At 65.7% G+C, this 23115-nt stretch carries 17 protein-coding genes; 9 read left to right on the forward strand and 8 right to left on the reverse strand.

All coding sequences use genetic code 11. From position 1 onward, the window contains the following. Positions 1-31 precede the first annotated feature (31 nt). Positions 32-1339: a DNA polymerase IV gene (locus AABD04_RS10615; protein ID WP_459112823.1), complete on the forward strand. Its 1308-nt coding sequence runs from the start codon at positions 32-34 to the stop codon at positions 1337-1339. 199 nt (positions 1340-1538) lie between these two features. Further along, entirely contained in the window at positions 1539-2024 is a 486-nt protein-coding gene (locus AABD04_RS10620; protein WP_423228224.1) for a hypothetical protein, read from the forward strand. Between the two features lie 96 nt (positions 2025-2120). Here AABD04_RS10620 and AABD04_RS10625 read toward each other — a convergent pair whose 3' ends face one another. Both AABD04_RS10625 and AABD04_RS10630 read right to left on the reverse strand, forming a co-directional pair. After that, the gene (locus tag AABD04_RS10625; protein WP_341441150.1) at positions 2121-2864 is read right to left on the reverse strand and encodes a hypothetical protein; all 744 of its coding nucleotides are present in this window, start codon (positions 2862-2864) and stop codon (positions 2121-2123) included. Continuing rightward, entirely contained in the window at positions 2861-3838 is a 978-nt protein-coding gene (locus tag AABD04_RS10630; protein WP_341441151.1) for a hypothetical protein, read from the reverse strand. The genes AABD04_RS10625 and AABD04_RS10630 overlap by 4 nt, the downstream gene beginning before the upstream one ends. A gap of 90 nt (positions 3839-3928) precedes the next feature. Here AABD04_RS10630 and lspA point away from each other — a divergent pair, with 90 nt between their 5' ends. The 4 genes from lspA (at position 3929) to dnaE (ending at position 9828) form a co-directional block, all read left to right on the forward strand. After that, a complete protein-coding gene (gene lspA / locus AABD04_RS10635; RefSeq protein ID WP_341441152.1) occupies positions 3929-4561 on the forward strand; it encodes a signal peptidase II in 633 nt (210 codons plus the stop codon). After that, on the forward strand, positions 4558-5484 hold the full coding sequence (locus AABD04_RS10640; RefSeq protein ID WP_032394372.1) for an RluA family pseudouridine synthase: 927 nt from the start codon (positions 4558-4560) through the stop codon (positions 5482-5484). Before lspA ends, AABD04_RS10640 begins: the two co-directional genes overlap by 4 nt. After that, positions 5484-6149, forward strand: coding sequence for a hypothetical protein (locus tag AABD04_RS10645; RefSeq protein ID WP_341443008.1), 666 nt, complete (start codon positions 5484-5486; stop codon positions 6147-6149). The genes AABD04_RS10640 and AABD04_RS10645 overlap by 1 nt, the downstream gene beginning before the upstream one ends. A gap of 142 nt (positions 6150-6291) precedes the next feature. Beyond that, complete coding sequence (dnaE, locus tag AABD04_RS10650) at positions 6292-9828, forward strand: DNA polymerase III subunit alpha (RefSeq protein ID WP_335741559.1); 3537 nt, start codon at positions 6292-6294, stop codon at positions 9826-9828. On the opposite strand, the gene AABD04_RS10655 is transcribed toward dnaE, so the two are convergent. Then, the gene (locus AABD04_RS10655) at positions 9799-10068 is read right to left on the reverse strand and encodes a hypothetical protein (RefSeq protein ID WP_243594978.1); all 270 of its coding nucleotides are present in this window, start codon (positions 10066-10068) and stop codon (positions 9799-9801) included. The two genes, dnaE and AABD04_RS10655, sit on opposite strands and share 30 nt — an antisense overlap. 159 nt (positions 10069-10227) lie before the next feature. On the opposite strand from AABD04_RS10655, the gene AABD04_RS10660 reads away from it, so the two are divergent. Together AABD04_RS10660 and ilvA are read left to right on the forward strand one after the other, a co-directional pair. Beyond that, a complete protein-coding gene (locus tag AABD04_RS10660) occupies positions 10228-10662 on the forward strand; it encodes a nitroreductase family deazaflavin-dependent oxidoreductase (protein ID WP_243594977.1) in 435 nt (144 codons plus the stop codon). A gap of 106 nt (positions 10663-10768) precedes the next feature. Further along, entirely contained in the window at positions 10769-12124 is a 1356-nt protein-coding gene (ilvA, locus tag AABD04_RS10665) for a threonine ammonia-lyase IlvA (protein WP_341441153.1), read from the forward strand. Positions 12125-12139: 15 nt separating this feature from the next. On the opposite strand, the gene AABD04_RS10670 is transcribed toward ilvA, so the two are convergent. Continuing rightward, complete coding sequence (locus AABD04_RS10670) at positions 12140-12664, reverse strand: TetR/AcrR family transcriptional regulator (RefSeq protein ID WP_243594975.1); 525 nt, start codon at positions 12662-12664, stop codon at positions 12140-12142. A 119-nt stretch (positions 12665-12783) separates the two neighbouring features. On the opposite strand from AABD04_RS10670, the gene AABD04_RS10675 reads away from it, so the two are divergent. Then, a complete protein-coding gene (locus AABD04_RS10675; RefSeq protein ID WP_341443009.1) occupies positions 12784-14346 on the forward strand; it encodes an MFS transporter in 1563 nt (520 codons plus the stop codon). Here the strand turns inward: AABD04_RS10675 and treZ are convergent. The 4 genes from treZ to AABD04_RS10695 are packed head-to-tail and all read right to left on the reverse strand — an operon-like array spanning position 14319 to position 22944. After that, positions 14319-16067 carry a malto-oligosyltrehalose trehalohydrolase gene (treZ, locus tag AABD04_RS10680; protein ID WP_341441154.1) on the reverse strand — a complete coding sequence of 583 codons (1749 nt, stop codon included), beginning with the start codon at positions 16065-16067 and terminating at the stop codon, positions 14319-14321. The two genes, AABD04_RS10675 and treZ, sit on opposite strands and share 28 nt — an antisense overlap. Continuing rightward, complete coding sequence (gene treY, locus AABD04_RS10685) at positions 16064-18439, reverse strand: malto-oligosyltrehalose synthase (RefSeq protein WP_341441155.1); 2376 nt, start codon at positions 18437-18439, stop codon at positions 16064-16066. The genes treZ and treY overlap by 4 nt, the downstream gene beginning before the upstream one ends. 3 nt (positions 18440-18442) lie before the next feature. Beyond that, the gene (gene glgX, locus AABD04_RS10690; protein ID WP_341441156.1) at positions 18443-20740 is read right to left on the reverse strand and encodes a glycogen debranching protein GlgX; all 2298 of its coding nucleotides are present in this window, start codon (positions 20738-20740) and stop codon (positions 18443-18445) included. A gap of 56 nt (positions 20741-20796) precedes the next feature. Continuing rightward, the gene (locus AABD04_RS10695) at positions 20797-22944 is read right to left on the reverse strand and encodes an acyltransferase family protein (RefSeq protein WP_341441157.1); all 2148 of its coding nucleotides are present in this window, start codon (positions 22942-22944) and stop codon (positions 20797-20799) included. Between the last annotated feature and the right edge of the window lie 171 nt (positions 22945-23115).

Genomic DNA, 23115 nt, shown 5'->3' on the forward strand with positions numbered 1-23115 from the left:
GCGCAGTCGTCGGTGGGTGCTGCACCTGGACATGGACGCGTTCTTCGCCTCCGCCGAACAACTCACCAGACCCACGTTGCGGGGCCGCCCGGTTCTCGTGGGCGGGGCAGGCGGGCGGGGAGTGGTGGCCGGGTGCAGCTACCAGGCCCGCGCGTTCGGAGCGCGTTCGGCCATGCCGATGCATCAGGCTCGCCGACTCGTCGGCGCAGGTGCCGTGGTGTTGCCGCCGCGGTTCGTTCTCTACTCGGAACTCAGCCGCCGGGCCTTCGAGGCACTACGCGGCCCCATGCCGGTCCTCGAACAACTCTCGATCGACGAGGCGTTCGGCGAGCCGCTCGAACTCGCCGGAGCGACGGTACGTGAGGTCGAGCTGTTCTGCGCGGACCTGCGCGCGCTGATACTCGCCGAGACCGGTCTGGTCGCCTCGATCGGTGCCGGATCGGGAAAACAGATCGCCAAGATCGCGTCGGGACTGGCCAAGCCCGACGGCATCACCGTCGTCGCTCCGGGAATCCAGGCCGAGCTGATGGCGGCTCTTCCGGTGCGGAAACTGTGGGGGATCGGACCCGTGGCGGGGGAGCGGCTGCGGCGCTTGGGAATCGACACCATAGGCAAGTTCGTGGCCACCCCCGAGTCCGAGGTTGCGTCGATCCTCGGGGCCACGATGGGGCCGAGTCTGCATCAGTTGGCACGCGGAATCGACAATCGAGTGGTGGCCGAGCGGGCCGAGGCCAAGCAGGTCAGCGCCGAGACGACGTTCGCTCAGGATCTGATCTCCCTCGCTCAGCTGCGGCCGGCCATCGAGTCCATCGTCGACTCGACGCATCGCCGGTTGCTGAAGGACGGTCGGGGTGCCAGGACGGTGGTGCTCAAGCTGCGCAAGTCCGACATGAGCATCATCACCAGGTCGGCAACGCTGCAGTATGCGACGGTGGACAAGCAGACCATCGTGGCCACGGCGCAGCGCCTTGCCGTCGATCCGGTCGATGTCGGTCCGATCCGTCTGGTCGGGGTCGGATTGGCCGGCCTGTCGGCGGTCAGACAGGGATCGCTCTTCCCCGAACTGGAACACGAACCGGTCCCGGGTGCGACAGACGCGACGGAGGAGTCGGCAGACCCGATAGAAGCGGCCTCCGACCCTGTCCCGGACGGCCCGCGGTGGCTGCCGGGCATGGACGTTCGGCATCCTGACTTCGGTCACGGTTGGGTGCAGGGTGCCGGACATGCGGTGGTGACCGTAAGGTTCGAGACCCGGACCACCGGGCCGGGAATCGCGCGTACCTTCGCCGAATCGGACGAGAACCTGGTAGTCGCCGATGTTCTCGACAGCCTGAAGTGAGTTGTGGCAGAGCTGAGGAAACTCTGTGAGGTTTCACAGGGAGGGCTTGCGGGTTGTGACTCGACCGATCCGAGCTGACATAGTGGACTCCGGTCCGAGACGACCCATCCCCGCAACGACCGACGAGTCACAGAACGATCGAGACGTGACTCAGAGTGAAAAGGACAAGCACTTGAAGCTTCGCAACACCCGACGGGCAATGGTTGCCGGCATCGCCATCTCCGCAGCGCTCACCATGACCGCCTGCAGCTCCGGAGGCGAGGAAGAGCCCACCACGACGACGACGGCTGCCACCACCTCTGCGGTTGCCGATCCCTCCGCCGGTGCGTACCCCCCGGCACCCACGGTCGAGGAGCTCAACACTCAGCTCATGCGCGGACTCGATCCCAACGTTCCGGTCGAGGAGAAGGCGACTCTGATCCAGGGCGCGTCCGAGGACCCGGATCTGATCAACCAGGTCGCTGCCGCTGCTGTGGCCAACAACGCTCAGATCGAGATCACCAGCATCGACGACCTCGGCACCGGGGTTCTCAATGCCGGCATCACGATCACGCTCAACGGCCAGGCCAACCCCGGTACGTTCCAGTTCGTCCCCGAGGACGGTGTGTGGAAGCTCTCCAAGGAGAACGCCTGCGGCATCGTCTCGCTCGCGCAGCTGACCAGCCCGGCGTGCCCCGCACCCTGAGTCCTGCCGATCGTCTCTGACCCACCCGGAACTGCCGGTGACATCTCCCCTCGGGGATGTGTCACCGGCAGTTCTTCGTCGGTGGATCGGTTCTGTTCAGGCGCTCGGTGCGGCCTTCCGGATGCGGTCCGCGGCGACCTCGGCGACGGCGGTCACGGTGTCGGGTTCGAGTCCGCTCTGATCCGAGACGGCGATCTGCACGACAGTCGAATCGACCACCGCCACCACGACGTCCGAGATCAACGTGAAGCCTTCGCTGCTGGTGGTCAGACGTATCGAGGCGGACGCGTCACCGATCTGCGACTGCTCGCGGCCCGTCAGCGCGTACTGCACGCTCACGCCGTCCGCGTCCGTGCCGCTGAACTCGGTGCACCCGGCCCAGGCCTGCTGCACCGATGAGAATGCCTCCGCGGCCCCGCTGTCCGCGTAGCTTGCCGCGTCCTCGTCGATCGACGAGAAGTTCGGCCCCGAGAAGCGAGCCACCGCCGACGCCGCCGCACCTTCCCGCTGCTCCGAGATCGGTGCCAGTACCGCCGCACACGCCGCCGGGTCGGTACCGGACTTGTCGGGTGAGTCGTATTCGGGAGCCGGGTCGAGCCCCAGATCCTGGACCGGGTCGGGGATCGAGGAGAACCCGTCAGGCAGGTCGTCCAGCCCCAACATCGACGCACTCAGAACGCCGGAGTCGGTGATGGGGGTTCCGAGCAGGGGATCGGGAGCGGCGACGACGGTGGGTGCGGGTGCCGGGGTGCCGGCCGGTTCGTCCGCGCTGCATCCGGCCGCGGCAACGCCGACGAATGACAGCGCGGCCAGCACCTGAGTCGTGGAGCGCGCCGTCATCGGGAACTCCAGGTGATCGAATCTCCGACGGTCTGGCGTAACACGGTCGTGCTGTCCGGGTCGGTGTACATCTGCTCGCCTCCTGCGGTGATCGATCCGCCGACGGGAAGCGGCTGTGTCAGATCGATCTCGAGGGTGCCCGCGCCGGTGAAGGTGTACGTCGCGATGTTCAGCGTGCCGGCATCGTCGGGCAGATTCCATGTCGTCGATTCGGGTGTCTGCGCGATCGCGACGTCCAGGGTTGCCCGGTCGCCGTCGAGTGCCCGGAGTGTGACCGTGGCGCGCTGATTCAGCGTGATTCCGCTGAGCACCTGCTGATCGACGGTCCAGACGGCTCCCACTCCCACTTCGGTCTCGGGTAGGTCGATGGATCGGTACACCGCGGCGTTCAACGAGCGTTCGATCGCTGCGCGAGCGGTATCGAGCGCGGCCTCGGCGGGCGTGATGTGCAGTGCGGTGATGGCTCCCGAGTCGGTGGTCGCCAGCCGCGCCGCGGAGCCCTCGGAGGCCGAGAGCGCGTCGGTCAGTCCTTCGTCGGGTGATGTCGCTGCGCCGATGGTCAGCTCGACCGAGCGAGTGGCACCGGTCGCGGCGTCGTCGTCCGTGACGGTGTCGGAGGTCGATGCGGACAGGGGCACCGTCAGTTCGGGACTGGAGAAATCCTGCGACGCATCGTTGTTGATCTGCTGCGAGACGGTGGAGGTGGTGGTGAGGTCGACGTTCTGCTCGTCCGAATCGGCGGTGTCGAAGGTCAGGATGCGGCGCGGCTCCGTGCCGGCGTCGATGACGGTGGTGGTCGTCGGCGTCACGGGGATCGTCACCTCGTTCGAGGACGTGGCCTGTTCGGGCGCGGGATCGGTGTCGGTGTCGGCGCTCGAACATCCCGCGACGAGAGCCACTGCAGAGCAAACAGCGAGAAAACCGGAGCGGACGGTGCGGGAGCGGACGGTGCGGGAGCGATCGGTCGACTTCACGGGCACCAGGCTACTGACACCGCCCGCAGTGATCGGTCGATGCGCGGCACGGATGCGGACCCGCCGCCGTCCATACGCCATGATGGACAGGTGAGTGAAGACCGCGCCGACGATCCGCCAGCCGAGACGAGTAGCGTTCCGGCACCGAACGAGACCGCGGACTCGCAGGTGACCGATACCGACAGCGCCGAGGGTCGGCTGCCGAAGCCGCTCAAGACCCGGCTGCTGATCGTGATCGCGGCCGTGATTCTCGTGTTCGATCTCGTGACCAAGATCGTGGTCGTGCATTACGTCAAACCCGGCAATCCGATCGAGGTGTTCGGAGACGTCGTGACGTTGCGGCTGGTGCGTAATCCCGGTGCGGCGTTCTCGATGGCCACCGGGATGACGTGGCTGCTCACCGTCGTCGCCGTCGCCGTGGTCATCGGAGTGATCAAGATCGGTCGGACGCTGCGCTCGCCGTGGTGGGCGCTGGGATTGGGCCTGGTACTCGGCGGAGCCCTCGGCAACCTGATCGACCGCTTCTTTCGTGCGCCGGGGCCGTTCCAGGGACACGTCGTCGACTTCGTGTCGGTGGGCTGGTGGCCGGTGTTCAACGTGGCCGACTCGTCCATCGTCTGTGGTGCGATTCTGCTCGTGGTCCTGAGCCTGTTCGGGTTCGAGCCGAACGGTGAACGAGTGACCAAGTCGAGTTCCGACGCCACCGGCGAGGCCGACAAGTGAGGGAATCGCGCTCGATGCCGGTGCCCGACGGTCTGGACGGGATGAGGGTCGACGCCGGTCTCGCTCGGCTGCTCGGACTCTCGCGTACCGTCGCCGCGACTCTGGCCGAGGAAGGCTCGGTTCTGGTCGATCACGGTGCCGTCGGCAAGTCGGATCGGCTGGCCGCAGGGTCATGGCTCGAAGTGACGCTGCCCGAGCCCGCCCGCGAATTGACGATCGAGGCGGAGCCGGTCGAGGGCATGGAGATCCTCTACGCCGACGACGACATCGTGGCCGTGGACAAGCCCGTCGGTGTCGCCGCGCACGCCAGTGTGGGCTGGACCGGCCCGACGGTCATCGGCGGTCTCGCGGCCGCCGGATTCCGCATCTCCACCTCCGGCGCGCACGAGCGTCAGGGCATCGTGCACCGACTCGACGTCGGCACGTCCGGGGTCATGGTGGTCGCGACGTCGGAGCGGGCGTACACCGTGCTCAAGCGAGCGTTCAAGGCGCGGACCATCGACAAGCGATACCACGCACTGGTGCAGGGCCACCCGGATCCGAGCAGTGGAACCATCGATGCCCCCATCGGTCGACACGGCAGCAACGACTGGAAGTTCGCCGTCCGTGCCGACGGTAAGCCCAGCGTCACCCACTACGACACGGTCGAGGCGTTCCAGGCCGCGAGTCTGCTGGACGTGCATTTGGAAACCGGTCGCACGCACCAGATCCGGGTGCACTTCTCGGCCCTGCGGCATCCGTGCTGCGGTGATCTGACCTACGGTGCCGATCCGCGGCTGGCCGAACGGCTCGGCCTGGAGCGACAGTGGCTCCATGCGAGGTCACTCGGTTTCGCGCATCCGTCCGACGGCCGTTGGGTGGAGATCGAGAGCAAGTATCCGGCCGACCTCGAGCACGCACTCGAGGTGCTTCGGAAGGCGTGATGCGCACCAGGGGAGTCTCCGGTGTGCTCGTCGGCGTCGTTGCCGCCGCCCTCGTTGTCGGGGCGCTCGCCGTGATCGGGCACCTGAATCCGGTACGACAGCTGGGTGTGGGCACCGACCGGCTCGGCCCGGACAGCGGCGAGCAGGTGATCGACTACCTGGCCCGTGCCGAGGCGAGTCTGCGCGCCGACGATGCCGCGCCTCGATGGGCCTCGGTGTCGTTCGACCGTGCACTCACCGCCGAGCAGGCCCATGCCATCGCCGGCGGGGTCCGCATCTCGCAGGTGCTGCTCCGTGTTCCGCTCGACCGCGTGCAGACTCCGATACTCACCGTCGGCGTGCCGGGCAGTGAACGGTCGGTACTGAATTCGACCGCGCGCGCAGCGAGCCTGGCGGGGGAATCGTTCGGGGCGGGGGACCGGCAGGCGCAGATCGCCGCGGTGTCGCAGCGACGTCTGCTCGACGGATGCGCGTGTGTGGTGACGCTGGTGGTGCGCGGAACCCTACCGGAGTTGACCGAGCTGGCCGGCCGTCCCGATGTGCGCGCGGTACAGGCGCTTCCGCCGGATGCAGTGTCCGGCAAGTTCGCCGTCGAGCCGTTGCTGCCGGAGTACGTCGACGTCGTCGGGCCGCTGCCGGACGACGGGCCGGTCCCTGCCGAATGAGGCAACTTCAGTCTCGTTCGTCACACCCGTCACGTCCTCCCAGGACACACCGTCGGCCTGAAAAATCTGTCGGTTTCACCGCCTAGAGTGAGTACATTCGCGGCTCGTATTTCGATAGCGCACGACCTTCAGGAGAACCTTCGTGGCCGATTCGTTCGTTCATCTGCACAACCACACCGAATATTCGATGCTCGACGGTGCCGCCAAGATCGGGGCCATGTTCGCCGAGGCGGCGCGGTTGGAGATGACGGCAGTCGGGATGACCGACCACGGCAACATGTACGGGGCCAGCGAGTTCTACAACGAGGCCAAGAAGGCCGGCATCAAACCGATCATCGGCATCGAGGCCTACATCGCCCCCGAGTCCCGGTTCAACAAGAAGCGCGTGCTGTGGGGCGATCGGAGCCAGAAGTCCGACGACGTCTCCGGTAGCGGTGCGTACACGCACATGACGATGGTTGCCGAGAATGCCACCGGCGTCCGGAACCTGTTCAAGTTGTCGTCGCTGGCGTCGATCGAGGGCCAGCTCGGCAAGTGGGCCCGCATGGACGAGGAGATCATCGCCTCGCACGCGGAAGGCATCATCGCCACCACCGGCTGCCCGTCCGGAGAGGTACAGACTCGCCTGCGACTCGGCCAGGATCGTGAGGCACTGGAGGCGGCCGCGAAGTGGCGTGAGATCTGGGGGCCGGACAACTTCTTCCTCGAGTTGATGGATCACGGCCTGTCCATCGAACGTCGCGTCCGAGAGGGCCTGCTGGACATCGGCAAGAAGCTGTCGATCCCGCCGCTGGCGACCAACGACTGCCACTACGTCACCAAGGACGCTGCCGAGAACCACGAGGCGCTGCTGTGCATTCAGACCGGTAAGACGCTCAGCGATCCCACCCGCTTCAAGTTCGACGGCGACGGCTACTACCTCAAGTCCGCCGCCGAGATGCGCGAGCTCTGGGATGATCAGGTGCCCGGTGCCTGCGACAGCACTCTGCTCATCGCCGAGCGAGTGCAGCCCTACGACGAGGTGTGGGCGCACCGCGACCGGATGCCGATCTTCCCCGTGCCCGAGGGTCACACCCAGGGCACGTGGTTGCGCCACGAGGTCATGACCGGGCTCGAGCGTCGGTTCCCCGACGGCCCGGCCGAGGACTACCTCGCTCGGGCCGAGTACGAGATCAAGGTCATCCTCGAGATGGGCTTTCCGGCCTACTTCCTCGTCGTCGGCGACCTGATCAACCACGCCAAGGCCGTCGGCATCCGGGTCGGCCCCGGCCGAGGATCCGCCGCCGGATCGTTGGTCGCCTACGCCATGGGTATCACCAACATCGACCCGTTGCCGCACGGTCTGCTGTTCGAGCGATTCCTCAACCCCGAGCGTGTGTCGATGCCCGATATCGATATCGACTTCGACGATCGCCGCCGCGGTGAGATGGTTCGCTACGCCACGGAGAAGTGGGGCAGCGACCGTGTGGCCCAGGTGATCACGTTCGGCACGATCAAGACCAAGGCTGCCATCAAGGACTCGGCCCGTGTGCAGTTCGGCCAGCCGGGCTTCGGCATCGCCGATCAGATCACCAAGGCTCTGCCGCCGCCCATCATGGCCAAGGACATCTCCGTGGCCGGCATCACCGATCCCGCGCACGAGCGATACAAGGAAGCCGTCGAGGTCAGAGCGCTGATCGACTCCAACCCCGACGTCGCGACCATCTACAAGACGGCCAAGGGCCTCGAAGGCCTGATCCGCAACGCGGGCGTGCACGCCTGCGCGGTCATCATGTCCTCCGAGCCGCTGACCGACGCCATTCCGGTGTGGAAGCGCGCGCAGGACGGTGCCATCATCACCGGCTGGGACTACCCGTCGTGCGAGGCCATCGGTCTGCTCAAGATGGACTTCCTCGGTCTGCGCAACCTCACCGTCATCGGTGACGCCATCGACAACATCAAGGCGAACCGCGGCATCGACATCGACCTCGACGCGTTGCCGCTCGACGACCCCGCGACGTTCGAACTGCTCTCTCGCGGAGACACTCTCGGCGTTTTCCAGCTCGACGGCAGTGCCATGCGAGATCTGCTCCGCCGCATGCAGCCCACCGGTTTCGAGGACATCGTCGCCGTCCTGGCCCTCTACCGGCCCGGTCCGATGGGAATGAACTCGCACAACGATTACGCCGACCGCAAGAACGGTAGGCAAGAGGTCAAGCCGATTCACCCGGAGCTGGAGGAGCCGCTGAAGGTGATTCTCGGTGAGACGTACGGCCTGGTGGTGTACCAGGAGCAGATCATGCAGCTCGCGCAGAAGGTTGCCGGCTACACGCTCGGTCAGGCCGACCTCCTGCGTCGCGCCATGGGTAAGAAGAAGCTCTCCGAGCTCGAGAAGGCCTACGCCGGATTCCGACAGGGCATGTTGGACAACAACTTCTCCGAAGCGGCCATCAAGGCGCTCTGGGATACCGTGCTGCCCTTCGCCGGCTACGCGTTCAACAAGTCCCACTCGGCGGGCTACGGCCTGGTCTCGTACTGGACGGCGTACCTCAAGGCCAACTATCCGGCCGAGTACATGGCCGGCCTGCTCACCAGCGTCGGTGACGACAAGGACAAGGCCGCCATCTATCTGGCCGACTGTCGCAAGCTCGGTATCACGGTGCTGCCACCGGATGTCAACGAATCCGAACTCAACTTCGCGTCGGTGGGCAAGGACATCCGGTTCGGCCTCGGCGCCGTTCGCAACGTCGGAACCAACGTGGTCGCCTCGATCATCAGGGCGCGATCGGAGAAGTCCAAGTACACCGACTTCTCGGACTACCTCGGCAAGATCGACGCGATCGCGTGCAGCAAGAAGGTCACCGAATCCCTCATCAAGGCAGGGGCTTTCGACTCGCTCGATCATCCGCGCAAGGGGCTGATGCTCATTCACGCCGATGCGATCGACGCGGTGATGGGTACCAAGAAGGCCGAGGCGATCGGTCAGTTCGACCTCTTCGGCGGTGAGGATGCCGATGAGTCCATCTCCGCGGTGTTCAACGTCCGGGTGCCGGACGAGGAGTGGGAATCCAAGCATCGGCTCGCTCTCGAGCGCGAGATGCTCGGCCTGTACGTCTCCGGCCACCCGCTCCTGGGCGTCGAGCACATGTTGGCCGCGAAGTCCGACTGCAATATCCCGACGATCCTCGAAGGGGATATCAAGGACGGTACCCAGGTCACGGTCGGCGGAATTCTGGCCTCGGTGAACCGGCGGATCAACAAGAACGGCCTGACGTGGGCGTCGGCTCAGCTCGAGGATCTCGCCGGCGGCATCGAAGTGCTGTTCTTCCCGCAGGCCTACTCGGTGTTCGGTGCCGACGTCACCGAGGACTCGGTGGTCCTGGTCAAGGGGCGGGTCTCGGTGCGCGACGACAGGGTGTCGTTGATAGCGAACGACCTTGCGGTGCCTGATCTCTCGGCGATCGGCATCGACAAGCCGCTCGCGGTCAGTCTGCCGACGCGCCTGTGCACCGCCGACAAGGTCGGCGCGCTCAAGCGGGTGCTGATCAGCCACCCGGGAACCTCGGATGTCCATCTGCGTTTGGTCAGTGGCGACAAGATCACCACGATGAAGCTCGACGACAGCCTGCGCGTCACGCCGACTTCGGCGTTGATGGGAGACCTGAAGGCGCTACTGGGGCCCGGCTGTCTGACGGGCTGATGCGGCCCCGGTGGCACCGAGCTCGGTCAGGCGGAGTGTCCACCAGGTCGCCACGGTGGCCGCTGCGCCGGCGAGCACTGCTGCGTGCAGGGACCCGGCGAAGGCGAGGGTGCCGACGAACACCAGAACTCCCAGTGCGAGAGCTTCGAGTTTGTAGACGGGCCACGCGATGCCGGCCACGTCCGCCGTGCGAAGGGCAGGAGCAGGTCGACGGCTCACCTGGGTGTTCGTGTAGGTCATTGCGTCCTCCTCCGGTGCCGCTCAGCAGGTTCGGCTGTCCGCTGCAGGAAGTTCAGACTATACCCAGTAAAAGATTCGGTCCACCGAACTTGGGGTTCGGGCCTGGCAATGTTGCCCATCTCGTGGCGTCGCAACGCCGGGAGGTGTTGACTGAAAGTCATGCCACTGACAGGAGAATACGAACCGAGTTCATCCGACTGGGCCCGCAAGCAGGCCGAGCTGTACGAGAATTCCGGCGGAACCGAAGGCACGATGATGAACGGGATGCCGGTCGTACTGCTGACCACGAAGGGCAACAAGAGCGGAAAGCTGCGCAAGTCGCCGTTGATGAGGGTGGAACACGACGGCGAGTACGCCATTGTCGCCTCGTTGGGCGGGGCACCCAAGCATCCCGTCTGGTATCACAACGTCAAGGCCGAGCCGCTGGTAGAGCTACAGGACGGTCCTGACAAGCACGACTACATCGCCCGCGAAGTGAGCGGTGACGAGAAGGCCGTGTGGTGGGAACGTTCGGTTGCCGCGTACCCCGATTACGCCGATTATCAGAAGAAGACCGATCGCGAGATACCAGTTCTCGTGCTCTCGCGCGCCTGAATCACCCGTTGTCCAGCCGTGGGAGCGGGGCCTGCGGACCGATCCGGTGTTCGGTCGTAACGGTCCCGGATGGGGACCCGTTCCGCGCTGGTGGCAGCATGTGCTGGTGTCTTCATCCCCGGAACTCGCTTCCCAGCACCCATCGTCGCTGAGCGTCACCGCTGCCGACATCGATGCCGCTGCGGTGCGAATTTCCGCCGTGGTGGCGGCGACGCCCCTGCAGCTGTGTGAACGACTGTCTGCGCAGACGGGTGCGAAGGTGTACCTCAAACGCGAGGACCTGCAGATCGTACGGTCGTACAAGATTCGCGGCGCGTACAACCTGATGGATCAACTGACGGACGCCGAGCGCGCCGTGGGTGTCGTGACCGCGAGCGCAGGAAACCACGCGCAGGGTGTCGCCTTCGCGTGCCGCACGATGCGCGTGCGGGGGCGGATCTACGTGCCGGCGAACACGCCCAAGCAGAAGCGTGACCGCATCCGAGTGCACGGCGGTGAGTTCGTCGATCTCATCGTCATCGGCGATACGTTCGACGCGGCGGCTGCCGCAGCCGCCGAGGATGTCGCTCGTACCGGTGCCACCATGGTGCCGCCGTTCGACGATCCACGCACCGTGGCGGGTCAGGGCACCATCGCCGCCGAGATAGTCGACCAACTCGGCGGCGCGCCCGACGTGGTCGTGATGCCCGTCGGCGGTGGCGGATGTATTGCCGGTATCTCGAGCTACCTACGCGAGCGCGCCCCGCAGACCTCGCTGGTGGGTGCGGAACCGACCGGAGCGGCATCGATGACCGCTGCGCTGATCGCCGGTGGTCCGGTGACGCTCTCCGACATCGATCCATTCGTCGATGGAGCCGCCGTCCGCCGCATCGGTGACGTTCCGTACGCCGCGCTGCAATCGCTCGGGGCGAGTGTCGTTTCTCACGCGTCGTTGCCGTTGCTCACTGCGCCGGTGTTCGACAGTTCCGGTCCCGGGGAGTTCCTCATCACGCAGATCGACGAGGGTGCGATCTGCACGGCGATGTTGGCGCTCTATCAGAACGAGGGTGTCATCGCGGAGCCCGCGGGCGCACTGGCGGTAGCCGCGCTCGAGCATCTCGATGTCGAACCCGGCAGCACCGTGGTGTGCCTGATCTCGGGTGGCAACAACGATGTTTCCCGCTACGGCGAGATCGTCGAGCGTTCGTTGGTTCACCTGGGGCTCAAGCACTACTTCCTGGTCGACTTTCCACAGGAACCCGGAGCGTTGCGCCGGTTCCTCGACGAGGTGCTCGGCCCCGAGGACGACATCACCTTGTTCGAGTACGTCAAGCGCAACAACCGCGAGACCGGTGCTGCCCTGGTCGGTATCGAACTCGGGTCGGCGAGCGGGCTCGATCCCTTGCTCGAACGAATGCGTGATTCGCACTTGCACGTCGAGCAGCTCGAACCCGATTCTCCGGTGTACCGCTACCTGACCTGAGTCACCGGCACGAACCTACCTGCCGAGCAAACGGTCGACGACTCGTTTGTGCAGCTCGGGGTCGACGGCGGGCAGGTCCAGGACGGCTCCGAGGTAGATCCCGTCGCCGACGAGTCGGACGATCTCGGCCTGGACCGGATCGTCGATCTCCGTCCGCAAGCCTTCGTCCCACTGCTGCATCATGTCGACTACGGCGTCCTGCACCTCACCGGAGTTGCCGTCCACGCTGCGCAGTGCCGCCAGCGTGGAGCGGTACAGCGCGAGCTCCTTCTCCGAGATGGAGTCGGGCGGCTGCAGATACCACTCGGCAACCGACGTGCCGCCTTCGGCAGCATCGGCACGCTGCTGATCGGCCTGAACGGCGAGCCGTCGCACCATGGCGGCGACCAGGGCGTCCTTGGTCTTGAAGTGATAGAGGAGTCCGCCCTTGGAGACTCCTGCGGCGGCGGCGACGCTGTCGAGGGTCACCTTGGTCATGCCGTGATCGAGCAGCATCGTTTCGAGTGCGTCCAGTATTCGGTCGCGGGTATCCGATGACATGAAAGTCACTTTACCGGCTGGACGGTTCGCGGTACTCTCGTTTACTGTACCGGCTGGACGGTCGGTAGCAGGAGGTGTTCGGATCGGCCTTCGGGCAACCGAGCACGGGAACGTAGGAGATTTCAGTGAGTGACGTGCGCACCGGTTCGGTGCACGAGGTCGATGGTGCCCACGGGCATCGGGCCACCCCACGAGACTGGCTCGGGTTGGTGGTGCTGGCGTTCGCCGTGCTGTTGATCGCTGTCGACGGCACGGTACTCGACCTGGCCCTGCCGTTCATCAGCTCGGATCTGGCACCCACCAGTAACCAGCTGCTGTGGATCATCGATGTCTACTCGTTCGTCCTGGCCGGCTTGCTCATCACCATGGGCACGCTCGGCGACCGGATCGGACGCCGTCGCCTGCTGCTGATCGGAGCTGCGGGCTTCGGGATCGCCTCGCTCGTCGCTGCCGTCTCGACCAGCGCCGAGATGCTGATCGCGGCCAGGGTGCTCCAGGGCATCTCCGGCGCAACGCTGATGCCCGCGACCTTGGGCCTCATTCGCACCATCTTCCTGAACCCACGCCAGCGCGTCGCCGCAATCGGCGTGTGGGGCGCAATGGCCGGTGGCGGTGCCGCGGCAGGGCCGCTCGTGGGCGGCTGGCTGCTCGAACACTTCTGGTGGGGGTCGGTGTTCCTCATCAACATCCCCGTGATGATCGCCCTGATCGCACTCGGTCCGCTGGTGATCCCCGAGTCCAAGGATCCGAATCCCGGCCGCTTCGACCTGACGAGCTCAGCGCTGTCGATGCTCGCCATCGTGCCGATGGTGTTCGCGGTGAAGGAGACCGCGGCACACGGATTCGACGTGGTCTACCTGCTGTCCGCCGTGATCGGCGTCATCGCCGGGTTCGTGTTCGTCCGGCGTCAGAGGACTCTGGCGGCCCCGATGATCGACCTGAGTTTGTTCGCCAACCGGGCGTTCTCCACGGGCGTGGCCACCAACTTCCTGTCGGTCTTCGCTCTCGCCGGGGTGTTGTTCTTCGGTTCGCAGTACCTACAGCTCGTGCTCGGCTACAGTCCGCTCGAGGCGGGGCTGTTGCTACTGCCCGGCACGGCCGCCAGTATCGTCACCGCACTGCTCGTTGCGGTCCTGGTCCGGTACTTCAGCGCAGGAACGGTTCTCGGTACAGCGATGTTCGTCGCCGCCGCGGGCGCAGGGCTGCTGGTCGGACTGGCCACGGACAGTGGACCGGCCTTGTTCATCGCTGGATTCGTCCTCGTGGGAGCAGGCGTCGGTGTGGCGCTCACGCTGACCTCCGAGTTGGTCGTCAGCGCTGTCGAACCCGAACGGGCGGGAGCCGCCTCGGCCGTGTCGGAAACCGCCTACGAGCTGGGTATCGCGCTGGGTGTTGCCATCCTCGGCACCGTTGTCATGGCCATCTTCCGTCGCGGTATCGACGTCACGCAGCTGACCCCCGAGCTGGGAGCCAGGGCAGGCGAGACACTCGGCGGCGCGGATGCGGTGGCTCGAGAGGTGCCCGACTCGGTGGCGACGGTTCTGTTGGATTCCGCGCATGCTGCGTTCGTGTCGGGTATGCATGTCGCGGCCGTCGCCACCGCGGTGGTGCTCGCCATCACCGCCGTGTTCGTCCCGGTCAACCTACGCAGGCGTCAGGACTCCAGCACGACGACGGAGTGACCGGGAACCGTGGTGACAGAACCGGTTTCGTTCGAGGTCGTCGGCTCCCACTCGAGCAGTGCGGAGCCGCCGACCGGAACCGTCACCGCGGATTCGGACAGGTTGCACACCACGCTGATGCGGCCTCGGCGAACGACGATCCACTTCGCGTCCTCGTCGTACTCCACCTTCACGTGGTCGAGCCACGGATCGGTGAGCTCGGTCCGGTCTCTACGCAGGCGCAGCAGATCGCGGTAGACGGCCAACAGTCGAGCATGGTCGCCGTCGCCCAGCTCCGACCAGTTCAGCTTCGATCGCGTGAACGTCTCGGGATCCTGCGGATCCGGGATATCGCTCTTGTCCCAACCGTGTTCGGCGAATTCCGCCTTGCGCCCCTCTGCGGTGGCCTTGCCCAACTCGGGTTCGGGGTGCGAAGTGAAGAATTGGAACGGTGTCGACGCGCCCCACTCCTCGCCCATGAACAGCATCGGGGTGTAGGGCGAGGTCAGCACCAGCGCGGCCTTGATCGCGAGCTGGCCGGGGGAGAGATAGAAGCCCGGTCGGTCGCCGATGGCGCGGTTGCCCACCTGGTCGTGCGTGGTCGTGTAGGTCACCAGAGAACTGGCCGGGATGCGCCTGGTGTCCAGTGGGCGACCGTGGATGCGACCGCGGAAACTCGAGTACGTTCCGGCGTGGAAGAACCCCTGCCTCAGCGTGTTCGCCAGCCCCCGCAGCGAACCGAAATCGCCGTAGTAACCCTGGCGCTCGCCGGAGACCGCGGCATGAATCGCGTGGTGGATGTCGTCGTCCCACTGAGCGTCGAGTCCGTAGCCGCCACCCGATCGTGCGGTGATCAGCATCGGATCGTTCAGGTCGCTCTCGGCGATCAGGGTCAGCGGCCGCCCCAGATGAGCCGAGAGGCTTCGGGTTTCGATCGACAGCTGTTCGAGCAGATGCACCGCGGTGTGGTCGACGATCGCATGCACCGCGTCGAGCCGGAGCGCGTCGATGTGGAACTCGGAGAACCAGCGCAACGCGTTGTCGAGGGCGTAGCGCCGCACCTCGCCCGAGTCGGCCTCGGCGTAGTTGATCGCTTGGCCCCAGCTGTTGGCGCCCTCGGTCATGTACGGGCCGAAGCGGTCGAGATAGTTGCCGGAGGGGCCGAGGTGGTTGTAGACCACGTCCAGAACGACGCCGATGCCGCGGCCGTGGCACGCATCGACCAAGCGCTGCAACCCTTCCGGGCCGCCGTACGTCTCCTGCACGGTGTACCAGAGAACGCCGTCGTAGCCCCAGTTGTGCACGCCGTTGAATCCGTTGACCGGCATGATCTCGATGAACGTCACACCCAGATCGACAAGGTGATCGAGCTTGGTGATAGCCGCGTCGAACGTGCCCTCGTCGGTGAACGTGCCGATGTGGAGCTCGTAGATCGACGAGCCCGGCAATTGTCGGCCGGTCCACGCCGCGTCGGTCCACAGCGTCGGATCGACGTCGTGGACCTGGGACAGCTCGTGAACGCCGTCGGGCTGCCGCGGCGACCGTGGGTCGGGGAGCGCCTTGTCTGCGTCGTCGAGCAGGAAGCCGTATCGACTGGTCGGGGTGCAGTCCACGTCGGCATGCCACCAGCCGCTCGAGGAGCGCTGCATCGGATGCACCGTGTCGTCGAGCTGGAGGCGGACCGTCTCCGGGGTCGGTGCCCAGACTTCGAACCGACGAGTCGCTGCTGCCGGGGATGTCACTGGTTCACCGTTCCTTCGCTGTCGCGCACCAGAAGTGCGACCGGTAGTGAGGCGAATATCTCGGCCACGGACACGGTGCCGGTATGTTCGACGTCGGTGATCCGATCGCGCCAACGGCCGTCGGGCAGGGTCACGGTTGTCTCGCCCCAGCCCTGTTCTGACACCGCGAGCGAAAACCTGGTGGCCAGTGCGATGACGTCGGAGTTGCCCGGCAGTGGGCCACGTGCGAATCCGACGAGGTGCTCGGCTGCGGTTCCGTCGGCCACGATCGGTGCGTAGGTTCCGCCGACGAAACTCTCCGGCCGCTCGCGCCGAACGTGGAGCGCGGACCGAACGACGGCCAGCTTGGCAGCACCCGTATCGACCGAGAGCGCAGCGGAGTTCGACGCGGCGAGCATCGATCGACGGACCGAGTAGTCGACGGGCCTTCTGTTGTCGGGGTCGACGAGCGAGTCCTCCCACAACTCGGTGCCCTGGTACACATCGGGGATACCGGGCCCGGCCAGGTTCAACAGTTTCTGACCCAGTGCGTCGGAATGGCCGTGCGGAGCGAGCTTCTCGACGAGCATCGACATCGATCGCGCGACGGCACCGTCGAAGATCGCGTCGAGCCAAGCGTGCACCGCGGACTCGAATTCCTCGTCCGGGTCGGTCCACGTAGTGCGAAGGGCCGCCTCGCGGATCGCCTTCTCCGCGTAGGCGTGGACGCGTTCACGCAACGAGGACGTGACCACTCCGTCCGCCGGCCAGACTCCGAACAGGTTCTGCCACAGGAACATTCCAGTGGTGCCGTCGGGGCTCGGGGCAATCTCTTCCCAGTCCGTGATGCAGCGGGCCCACAGATCGGGAGTTTGCGACAGCACGCCGATGCGCGCCCGCACGTCCTCGCCGCGCTTGGTGTCGTGAGTCGACAGCGTCGTCATCGCCGCCGGCCAACGCTTGGCGCGGTCCGCGTTGGTGAGATGGAAGAACTCTGTGCTGCAACCGAATCGGCCGGGATCGCCACCGACTTCCTGCAACGAGACGAGTCGGTTGGCGCGGTAGAACAGACAGTCCTCGACGCCCTTGGCGGTGACGGCACCGCACACCTGATCGAACCGCACCGGTGATTCGGCACCGCTGATGAGAGCGGTCGTGAGCGCGCCGAGGCCGGCCGTCAATTCGGGGCGGTCCTCGCCGATCTCCGCGACCACGCCGGGCAGTACGCGGGAGAGCGGCGCATAGTCGGTTCGATACACGGGGACCGCTGCGACGACGGCAACGATCGCATCGATGACGGACTCGAGTTCGACGGTGGTGCCGGACTCGCGCACGACGGCACGCGCGAGGCGTCGTACCTCCGGGGACAGATCGCCGCGGGCAACATCGGTCTTGAGGTCGAGTTCTGCTTCGTGGAGCGTCTCGCTGTCGTAGGCGATGCCCGAGCGCACCTGAGAGAGCGCAGTGAGGGCATGAACGCCCTCGGGGTCGACGAACACTCCGCCGACCGCGGCCAAGGCGTCGTATCCGGTCGTTCCGTCGACGGGGAGCGACTCGTCCAGCGGTTCGCCGTCGGCCAGGATCTTCTCGATGACCAGCCATCGGTCGGGGCCGAGCAGTCCACGCAGTTCGGTGAGATAGCCGGCGGGGTCGGCCAGGCCGTCGGGATGGTCGACGCGAAGTCCATCGATCAAGCCGTCCTCGATCCAACCGGCCACCTGACGATGGGAATCGGTGAAGACGTCGAGGTCTTCCTGCCGGATTCCCGCCAGGCCGTTCACCGAGAAGAACCGTCGGTACCCGATCAGCCCGTCGGACCAGCTCACCAGTCGGTACGACTGACTGTCGTGCACGGCCTGCGCGTCGCCGCTGTCGGTGCCGTCGGCGATGGGGAAGCGGTGCTCGTAGAACGCGAGCAGAGGCTCCTCCTCGGAGCGGTCCACGGTCAGCTCGCCGACATCGCTCGCGCTACCGAGGACGGGAATGGCGATCTTGCCGTCCACCCCGTTGTCGGCTCCGAAGTCGATGTCGAAGTACGTGGCGAACTCCGAGTCGCGACCACGCCGCAGCACATCCCACCACCACGCGTTCTGCCGCGGATCCTCCACCCCGACGTGGTTGGGAACGATATCGACGATGATCCCCATGCCCAGTTCGGCGGCACGAGAATGTAACTGCGTCAATGCGTCTCGGCCCCCCAGTGCGGCCGAGACCGTCGAGGTGTCGGTGACGTCGTACCCGTGCGTCGAGCCGTCCGTTGCCGTCAGGATGGGCGAGAGATACAGGTGCGTGACCCCGAGGTCGTGGAGGTAATCGACCACGTCGGTGGCGTCGGCCAGGGTGAAGGCATCGCCCCGCAGTTGTAACCGGTATGTACTGGTGGGCAGCGGCATGTGTCAGGCAGTCTTTCGTAGAACGAGTAGGGAACGAGCGGTGACTTCCACCGGTGTACCCGCTTCGATCGTTTTCTCACTTGTCCCGGTTCGCGACGCGGTGTTCAGCGCCACCGTCCACTCCTTGGCGTAACCCCCGTCCGGCGTCACGAACTCGAGGGCCTCGTGATGTGCGTTGAAGCACAGCAGGAACGAGTCGTCCACCACGCGCTCGCCGCGCTGATTCGGTTCCGGGATGCCGTCACCGTTGAGGAACACCGTGAGCGACTTACCGAATCCGCTGTCCCAGTCCTCGGGAGTCATTTCCTCGCCCGCGGGGGTGAGCCACGCGATGTCTCGTGCTTGCTCGCCGGTGCGGATGGGGCGGCCCTCGAAGAACCGTCGACGCCGGAAGACCGGATGTTCGGCGCGCAGCGCGATGGCGTTGCGAGTGAACTCGATCAGTTCCGCGTTCTTCTCGGCCAACGACCAGTCCATCCACGCCAATTCGGAGTCCTGGCAGTACACGTTGTTGTTGCCCTGCTGAGTGCGCGCCATCTCGTCGCCGTGCGCGATCATCGGCGTGCCCTGGCTGAGGAGCAAGGTCGCCATGATGTTGCGGATCTGACGGGCACGAAGATCCAGGATCTCCGGATCGTCGGTCGGCCCCTCGACGCCGCAGTTCCACGAGCGGTTGTGACTCTCGCCGTCGTTGTTGCCCTCGCCGTTGGCCTCGTTGTGCTTGTCGTTGTACGAGACGAGATCGTTCAGGGTGAATCCGTCGTGGGCAATGACGAAGTTGATGCTGGCACCCGGGCGACGACCGTTCGACTCGTACAGATCCGAGGATCCGGTCAGTCTCGACGCGAACTCGCCCAGCGTCGCGGGCTCCCCTCGCCAGTAGTCACGCACGGTGTCGCGGTACTTGCCGTTCCATTCCGTCCACAGCCCGGGGAAGTTGCCGACCTGGTAGCCGCCCTCACCGATGTCCCAGGGCTCGGCGATCAGCTTGACCTGGCTGACGACCGGATCCTGTTGAACCAGATCGAAGAATGCGCTGAGGCGATCGACATCGTGCAGTTCGCGAGCCAACGTCGATGCGAGGTCGAATCGGAACCCGTCCACGTGCATCTCGGTCACCCAGTAGCGCAACGAGTCCATGATGAGCTGCAGCGTGTGCGGATGTCGCGCGTTGAGACTGTTGCCGGTACCGGTGTAGTCCATGTAGTGCTCGAGGTCGCCGTCGACGAGCCGGTAATACGCCGCGTTGTCGATGCCGCGGAAGCTGATGGTCGGGCCCATGTGATTGCCCTCGGCGGTGTGGTTGTAGACCACGTCGAGTATCACCTCGATTCCCGCTGCGTGGAAAGCGCGAACCATGGCCTTGAACTCCGTGACCGCCGCGCCGGGGGACTGCAGTGAGGAGTATTCCGCGTGCGGGGCCAGGAAGCCGAAGGTGTTGTAGCCCCAGTAGTTTCGCAGTCCCTTGTCCAGCAGGACCTGATCCTGCATGAACTGGTGCACCGGCATCAACTCGATGGCCGTGACCCCGAGGTGGTTGAGGTGGTCGATGATCACCGGATGTGCCAGGCCCGCGTAGGTGCCGCGCTCGGCCTCGGGGATCTCTGGATGGTTGATCGTCATCCCCTTGACGTGGGCCTCGTAGATCACCGTCTCGTGATATGGGCGCTTGGGGGCGCGATCGGCCTGCCAGTCGAAGAACGGGTTGATCACGACGGTGGTCATCGTGTGACCGAGCGAATCATGCTGAGGGAAATCGTTGTTCGGCACGTCGTCGTGCGCGATGGGAGCTTCCTCGATGTTCTCGTCGTCGGGATCGGCGAGATCGGTGGCGTCCTCGAACGGGGCCTCGGTCTCGAGCGAGTCCGTCGGTTCCTCGTCGGTGGGGACCTCTGACTCGGCCTCTGCCTCGGGTGCCGGCGCGTCCATGTTGTAGGAGAACAGCGATCGGTCGCCGTCGAACGATCCCTCGAACGCCTTGCCGTACGGGTCCACGAGCAGCTTGCTCGGGTCGCAGCGATGCCCGGCTGCCGGATCCCACGGGCCATGAACGCGGTAGCCGTAGCGCTGACCGGGTACCACCGTGGGCAGATATGCGTGCCAGACGTAGCCGTCGGACTCCTCGAAACGAATGCGTGTCTCGGTGCCGTCCTCTGCGATCAGGCAGAGATCCACGGCCTCAGCGACCTCGGAAAACAGTGCGAAGTTGGTTCCTGCTCCGTCGTAGGTCGCGCCGAGCGGATAAGCGGATCCCGGCCATACTGCGATGGCAGGCGTGTCGTCGGAGGCTTCGTGCAGCATGGATCAACCCTACTGTGGCGGGTGGGCCCGGGCTTACCGAGCGCGAGCCGCTCGGCTCACGGTCCCGTCCACCAGCCGGTGGCCGTTCCGAGCTGCCGTCCCAGCTCGGTGGTCAGAGTTCGCACGTAGGTCGCGGTGAGATGATGCTCGTCACGGTAGACGAGCACGTTGCCTTGCTCGACGCGGCACACGGTGGTGTCGCAGACCGCATCGGACAGGTCGAGAGCGGAGAATCCGGGAAGCTGGAACGAGGCCGCGAGCGCCGGATTGACAGGGTCGAGTGCCTCGTCCCTCGATATGCCGCACGAGGTGGCATCGCCGCCGTCGGCCAGGCAATCGATCGCCCGGTACGCCAGCCACGGAGTGTCCCGAACGCCCAGTATTCCGACGCCGTCCGCAACGAGTTGTCGCCATACCTCGGTGTAGAAGGAGGGGGTGTAGTCGCCCGGGAACCCCTCCCGAGGTCGGGTGGCCGTGGTGAACACGTAGGCGGGTTTCATCGCCGCAACCTCGGCCAGTACGGTCTGCGTCCAGTCGAGGCAATCCGGGTATTCGTTGGCACCGAGCATCGGCATCGTGTCCACACTCAACGGGCAACCCATTTTGAAGAACGTGACGACCTTGAACCCGTGCCTGCTCCCGAGCGGGTCGAGGGCCGACAACCAGTGTTCGGCGTGTGAGCCGCCCGCCAGCACGATGGTGCGGTTCGCGTCGAGGTCGCCGTACGTACACGAGATCGCATCGCGAGTTTCGAAATCGGCGATGCACCCTTCGAGAGTGCTGGCGGGGAGATCCTCGGGAGCCGAGTACAGCGGGGGACTGAGGGTGGTCGACTCGGCGCGAATGCCGTCGGTCAGTTCGAGTGCCCCCGGGTGGGTCATCTCGTCGACCGATCCATCGGCCTGTACCGCGGTGATCGACCGGCTGATGAAGGCGTTCCATCCGATCGAACTCGCCGTGACGGCGATCGCGGCGAACACGGCGCAGGCGGTCACCGCGATACGTCCCGGGGTGAACGTCGTCGACTGCGTGGGTCTTTCGACCAGCCGGACGGTGAGGAACGCGAGTGCGATCGAGGCAACGACGATGCCGACGCCACCCGAGAGGTCGACCTGGGACCGACCGGTGGCCGAGAGGTAGAAGATCAGCAGCGGCCAATGCCACAGGTACAGCGGAAACGCGATCGATCCGAGCCAGGCGAAGAACCGATTGGAGAGCGTGGTCGCGACGGCGGTCTGTGAGCCGGCGACGATCAACGCGAGGGTGGCCAGCACCGGAATCAGGGCCAGGGGACCGGGAAAGGCAGCCACCCCGTCCACGAGAAATCCGCACACCACGATGACCGCCATCGCGACACCGGCAAGGGCCCCGCGTGCCGTCGGCCACGCTCGGGAGTCACGGGCCGACGACTCGCCCGCCGGGTTGTTGCTCCGCGCGGCGAAGACAGCGGCAACGGTGGCTCCGAGCATGATCTCCCACAGCCGCGCCCCGGTGTCGTAGTAGTTCCACGCCTGGTGGCGTCGCACACCGTCCGCTGCGTACACGAAGGACAGCACCGCCATGAGCGCGAAGATCACCGCGAAGGTACGCGGCCGAAGACTTCGTGGTCCCTCCGGACGCGCGATGCGTCGGACCCAGGCGAGACCGAACACGACGGCAATGGCAAGCAGATAGAACTGGAACTGCACGGCCACCGACCACAGGTGCTGAACGGGACTCACCGAGGGGTCGGCCGCCAGGTAGTCGTTCGCTGTCGTCGCCAGCTGCCAGTTCACGTAGTAGAAGACACCGGACACCAACTGATCGCCCAGATCGGCCCATCGGGTGCGTGGGAGCAGGAATACCGATGCGACGCCCACTGCCAGCAGGGTGATCAGCAGGGGCGGCCCGAGTCTGCGCAGCACCCGCGTGATGCGAGTGATCGGGTTCAGGCTCGCGCCGGACTCGGCCGATCGCAGCAGGGATGCGGTGAAGAAGAAGCCGGACAGGGTGAGGAAGACATCGACGCCGCCCGACACCCGACCCATCCAGATGTGGAAGACGACAACGAGTGCGATGGCGACGCCGCGCAGGCCGTTGAGATCGTGTCGCTGGGGTGGTCGACTCCGCCCGTCCGGCGGCGCAGTGATGTGCCCCTGAACCGGTACCGGGGCCGAGGTACCGGCGACCGACTCGGTATCGGTGCTGCTCTGGGGTGCGTGCATGGAGGAGAGGTGACTTCCCGGCTGTGTATCGACCACTCGGTCGGGGGTCGTGGACGGTGGTACCCGATTCCGGTGAGAACGGGATTCAGGGGCAAACAATACGTGTACGCGGGGTGAAGTACCCCTCGGAGTCTGCTTTGCAGTGATATGCCCAGTTCGGAGACGGTTTCG

This window comes from Rhodococcoides navarretei (genome assembly GCF_038069675.1).
GTDB lineage: Bacteria > Actinomycetota > Actinomycetes > Mycobacteriales > Mycobacteriaceae > Rhodococcoides > Rhodococcoides navarretei.

Coding starts and splice junctions, on each gene's coding strand:
- AABD04_RS10615 (WP_459112823.1), top strand. CDS start 32: ATGGACGCGTTCTTCGCCTCCGCCGAACAACTCACCAGACCCACGTTG.
- AABD04_RS10620 (WP_423228224.1), top strand. CDS start 1,539: ATGGTTGCCGGCATCGCCATCTCCGCAGCGCTCACCATGACCGCCTGC.
- AABD04_RS10625 (WP_341441150.1), bottom strand. CDS start 2,864: ATGACGGCGCGCTCCACGACTCAGGTGCTGGCCGCGCTGTCATTCGTC.
- AABD04_RS10645 (WP_341443008.1), top strand. CDS start 5,484: ATGCGCACCAGGGGAGTCTCCGGTGTGCTCGTCGGCGTCGTTGCCGCC.
- AABD04_RS10655 (WP_243594978.1), bottom strand. CDS start 10,068: ATGACCTACACGAACACCCAGGTGAGCCGTCGACCTGCTCCTGCCCTT.
- AABD04_RS10660 (WP_243594977.1), top strand. CDS start 10,228: ATGCCACTGACAGGAGAATACGAACCGAGTTCATCCGACTGGGCCCGC.
- AABD04_RS10670 (WP_243594975.1), bottom strand. CDS start 12,664: ATGTCATCGGATACCCGCGACCGAATACTGGACGCACTCGAAACGATG.
- treY (WP_341441155.1), bottom strand. CDS start 18,439: ATGCCGCTGCCCACCAGTACATACCGGTTACAACTGCGGGGCGATGCC.
- glgX (WP_341441156.1), bottom strand. CDS start 20,740: ATGCTGCACGAAGCCTCCGACGACACGCCTGCCATCGCAGTATGGCCG.
- AABD04_RS10695 (WP_341441157.1), bottom strand. CDS start 22,944: ATGCACGCACCCCAGAGCAGCACCGATACCGAGTCGGTCGCCGGTACC.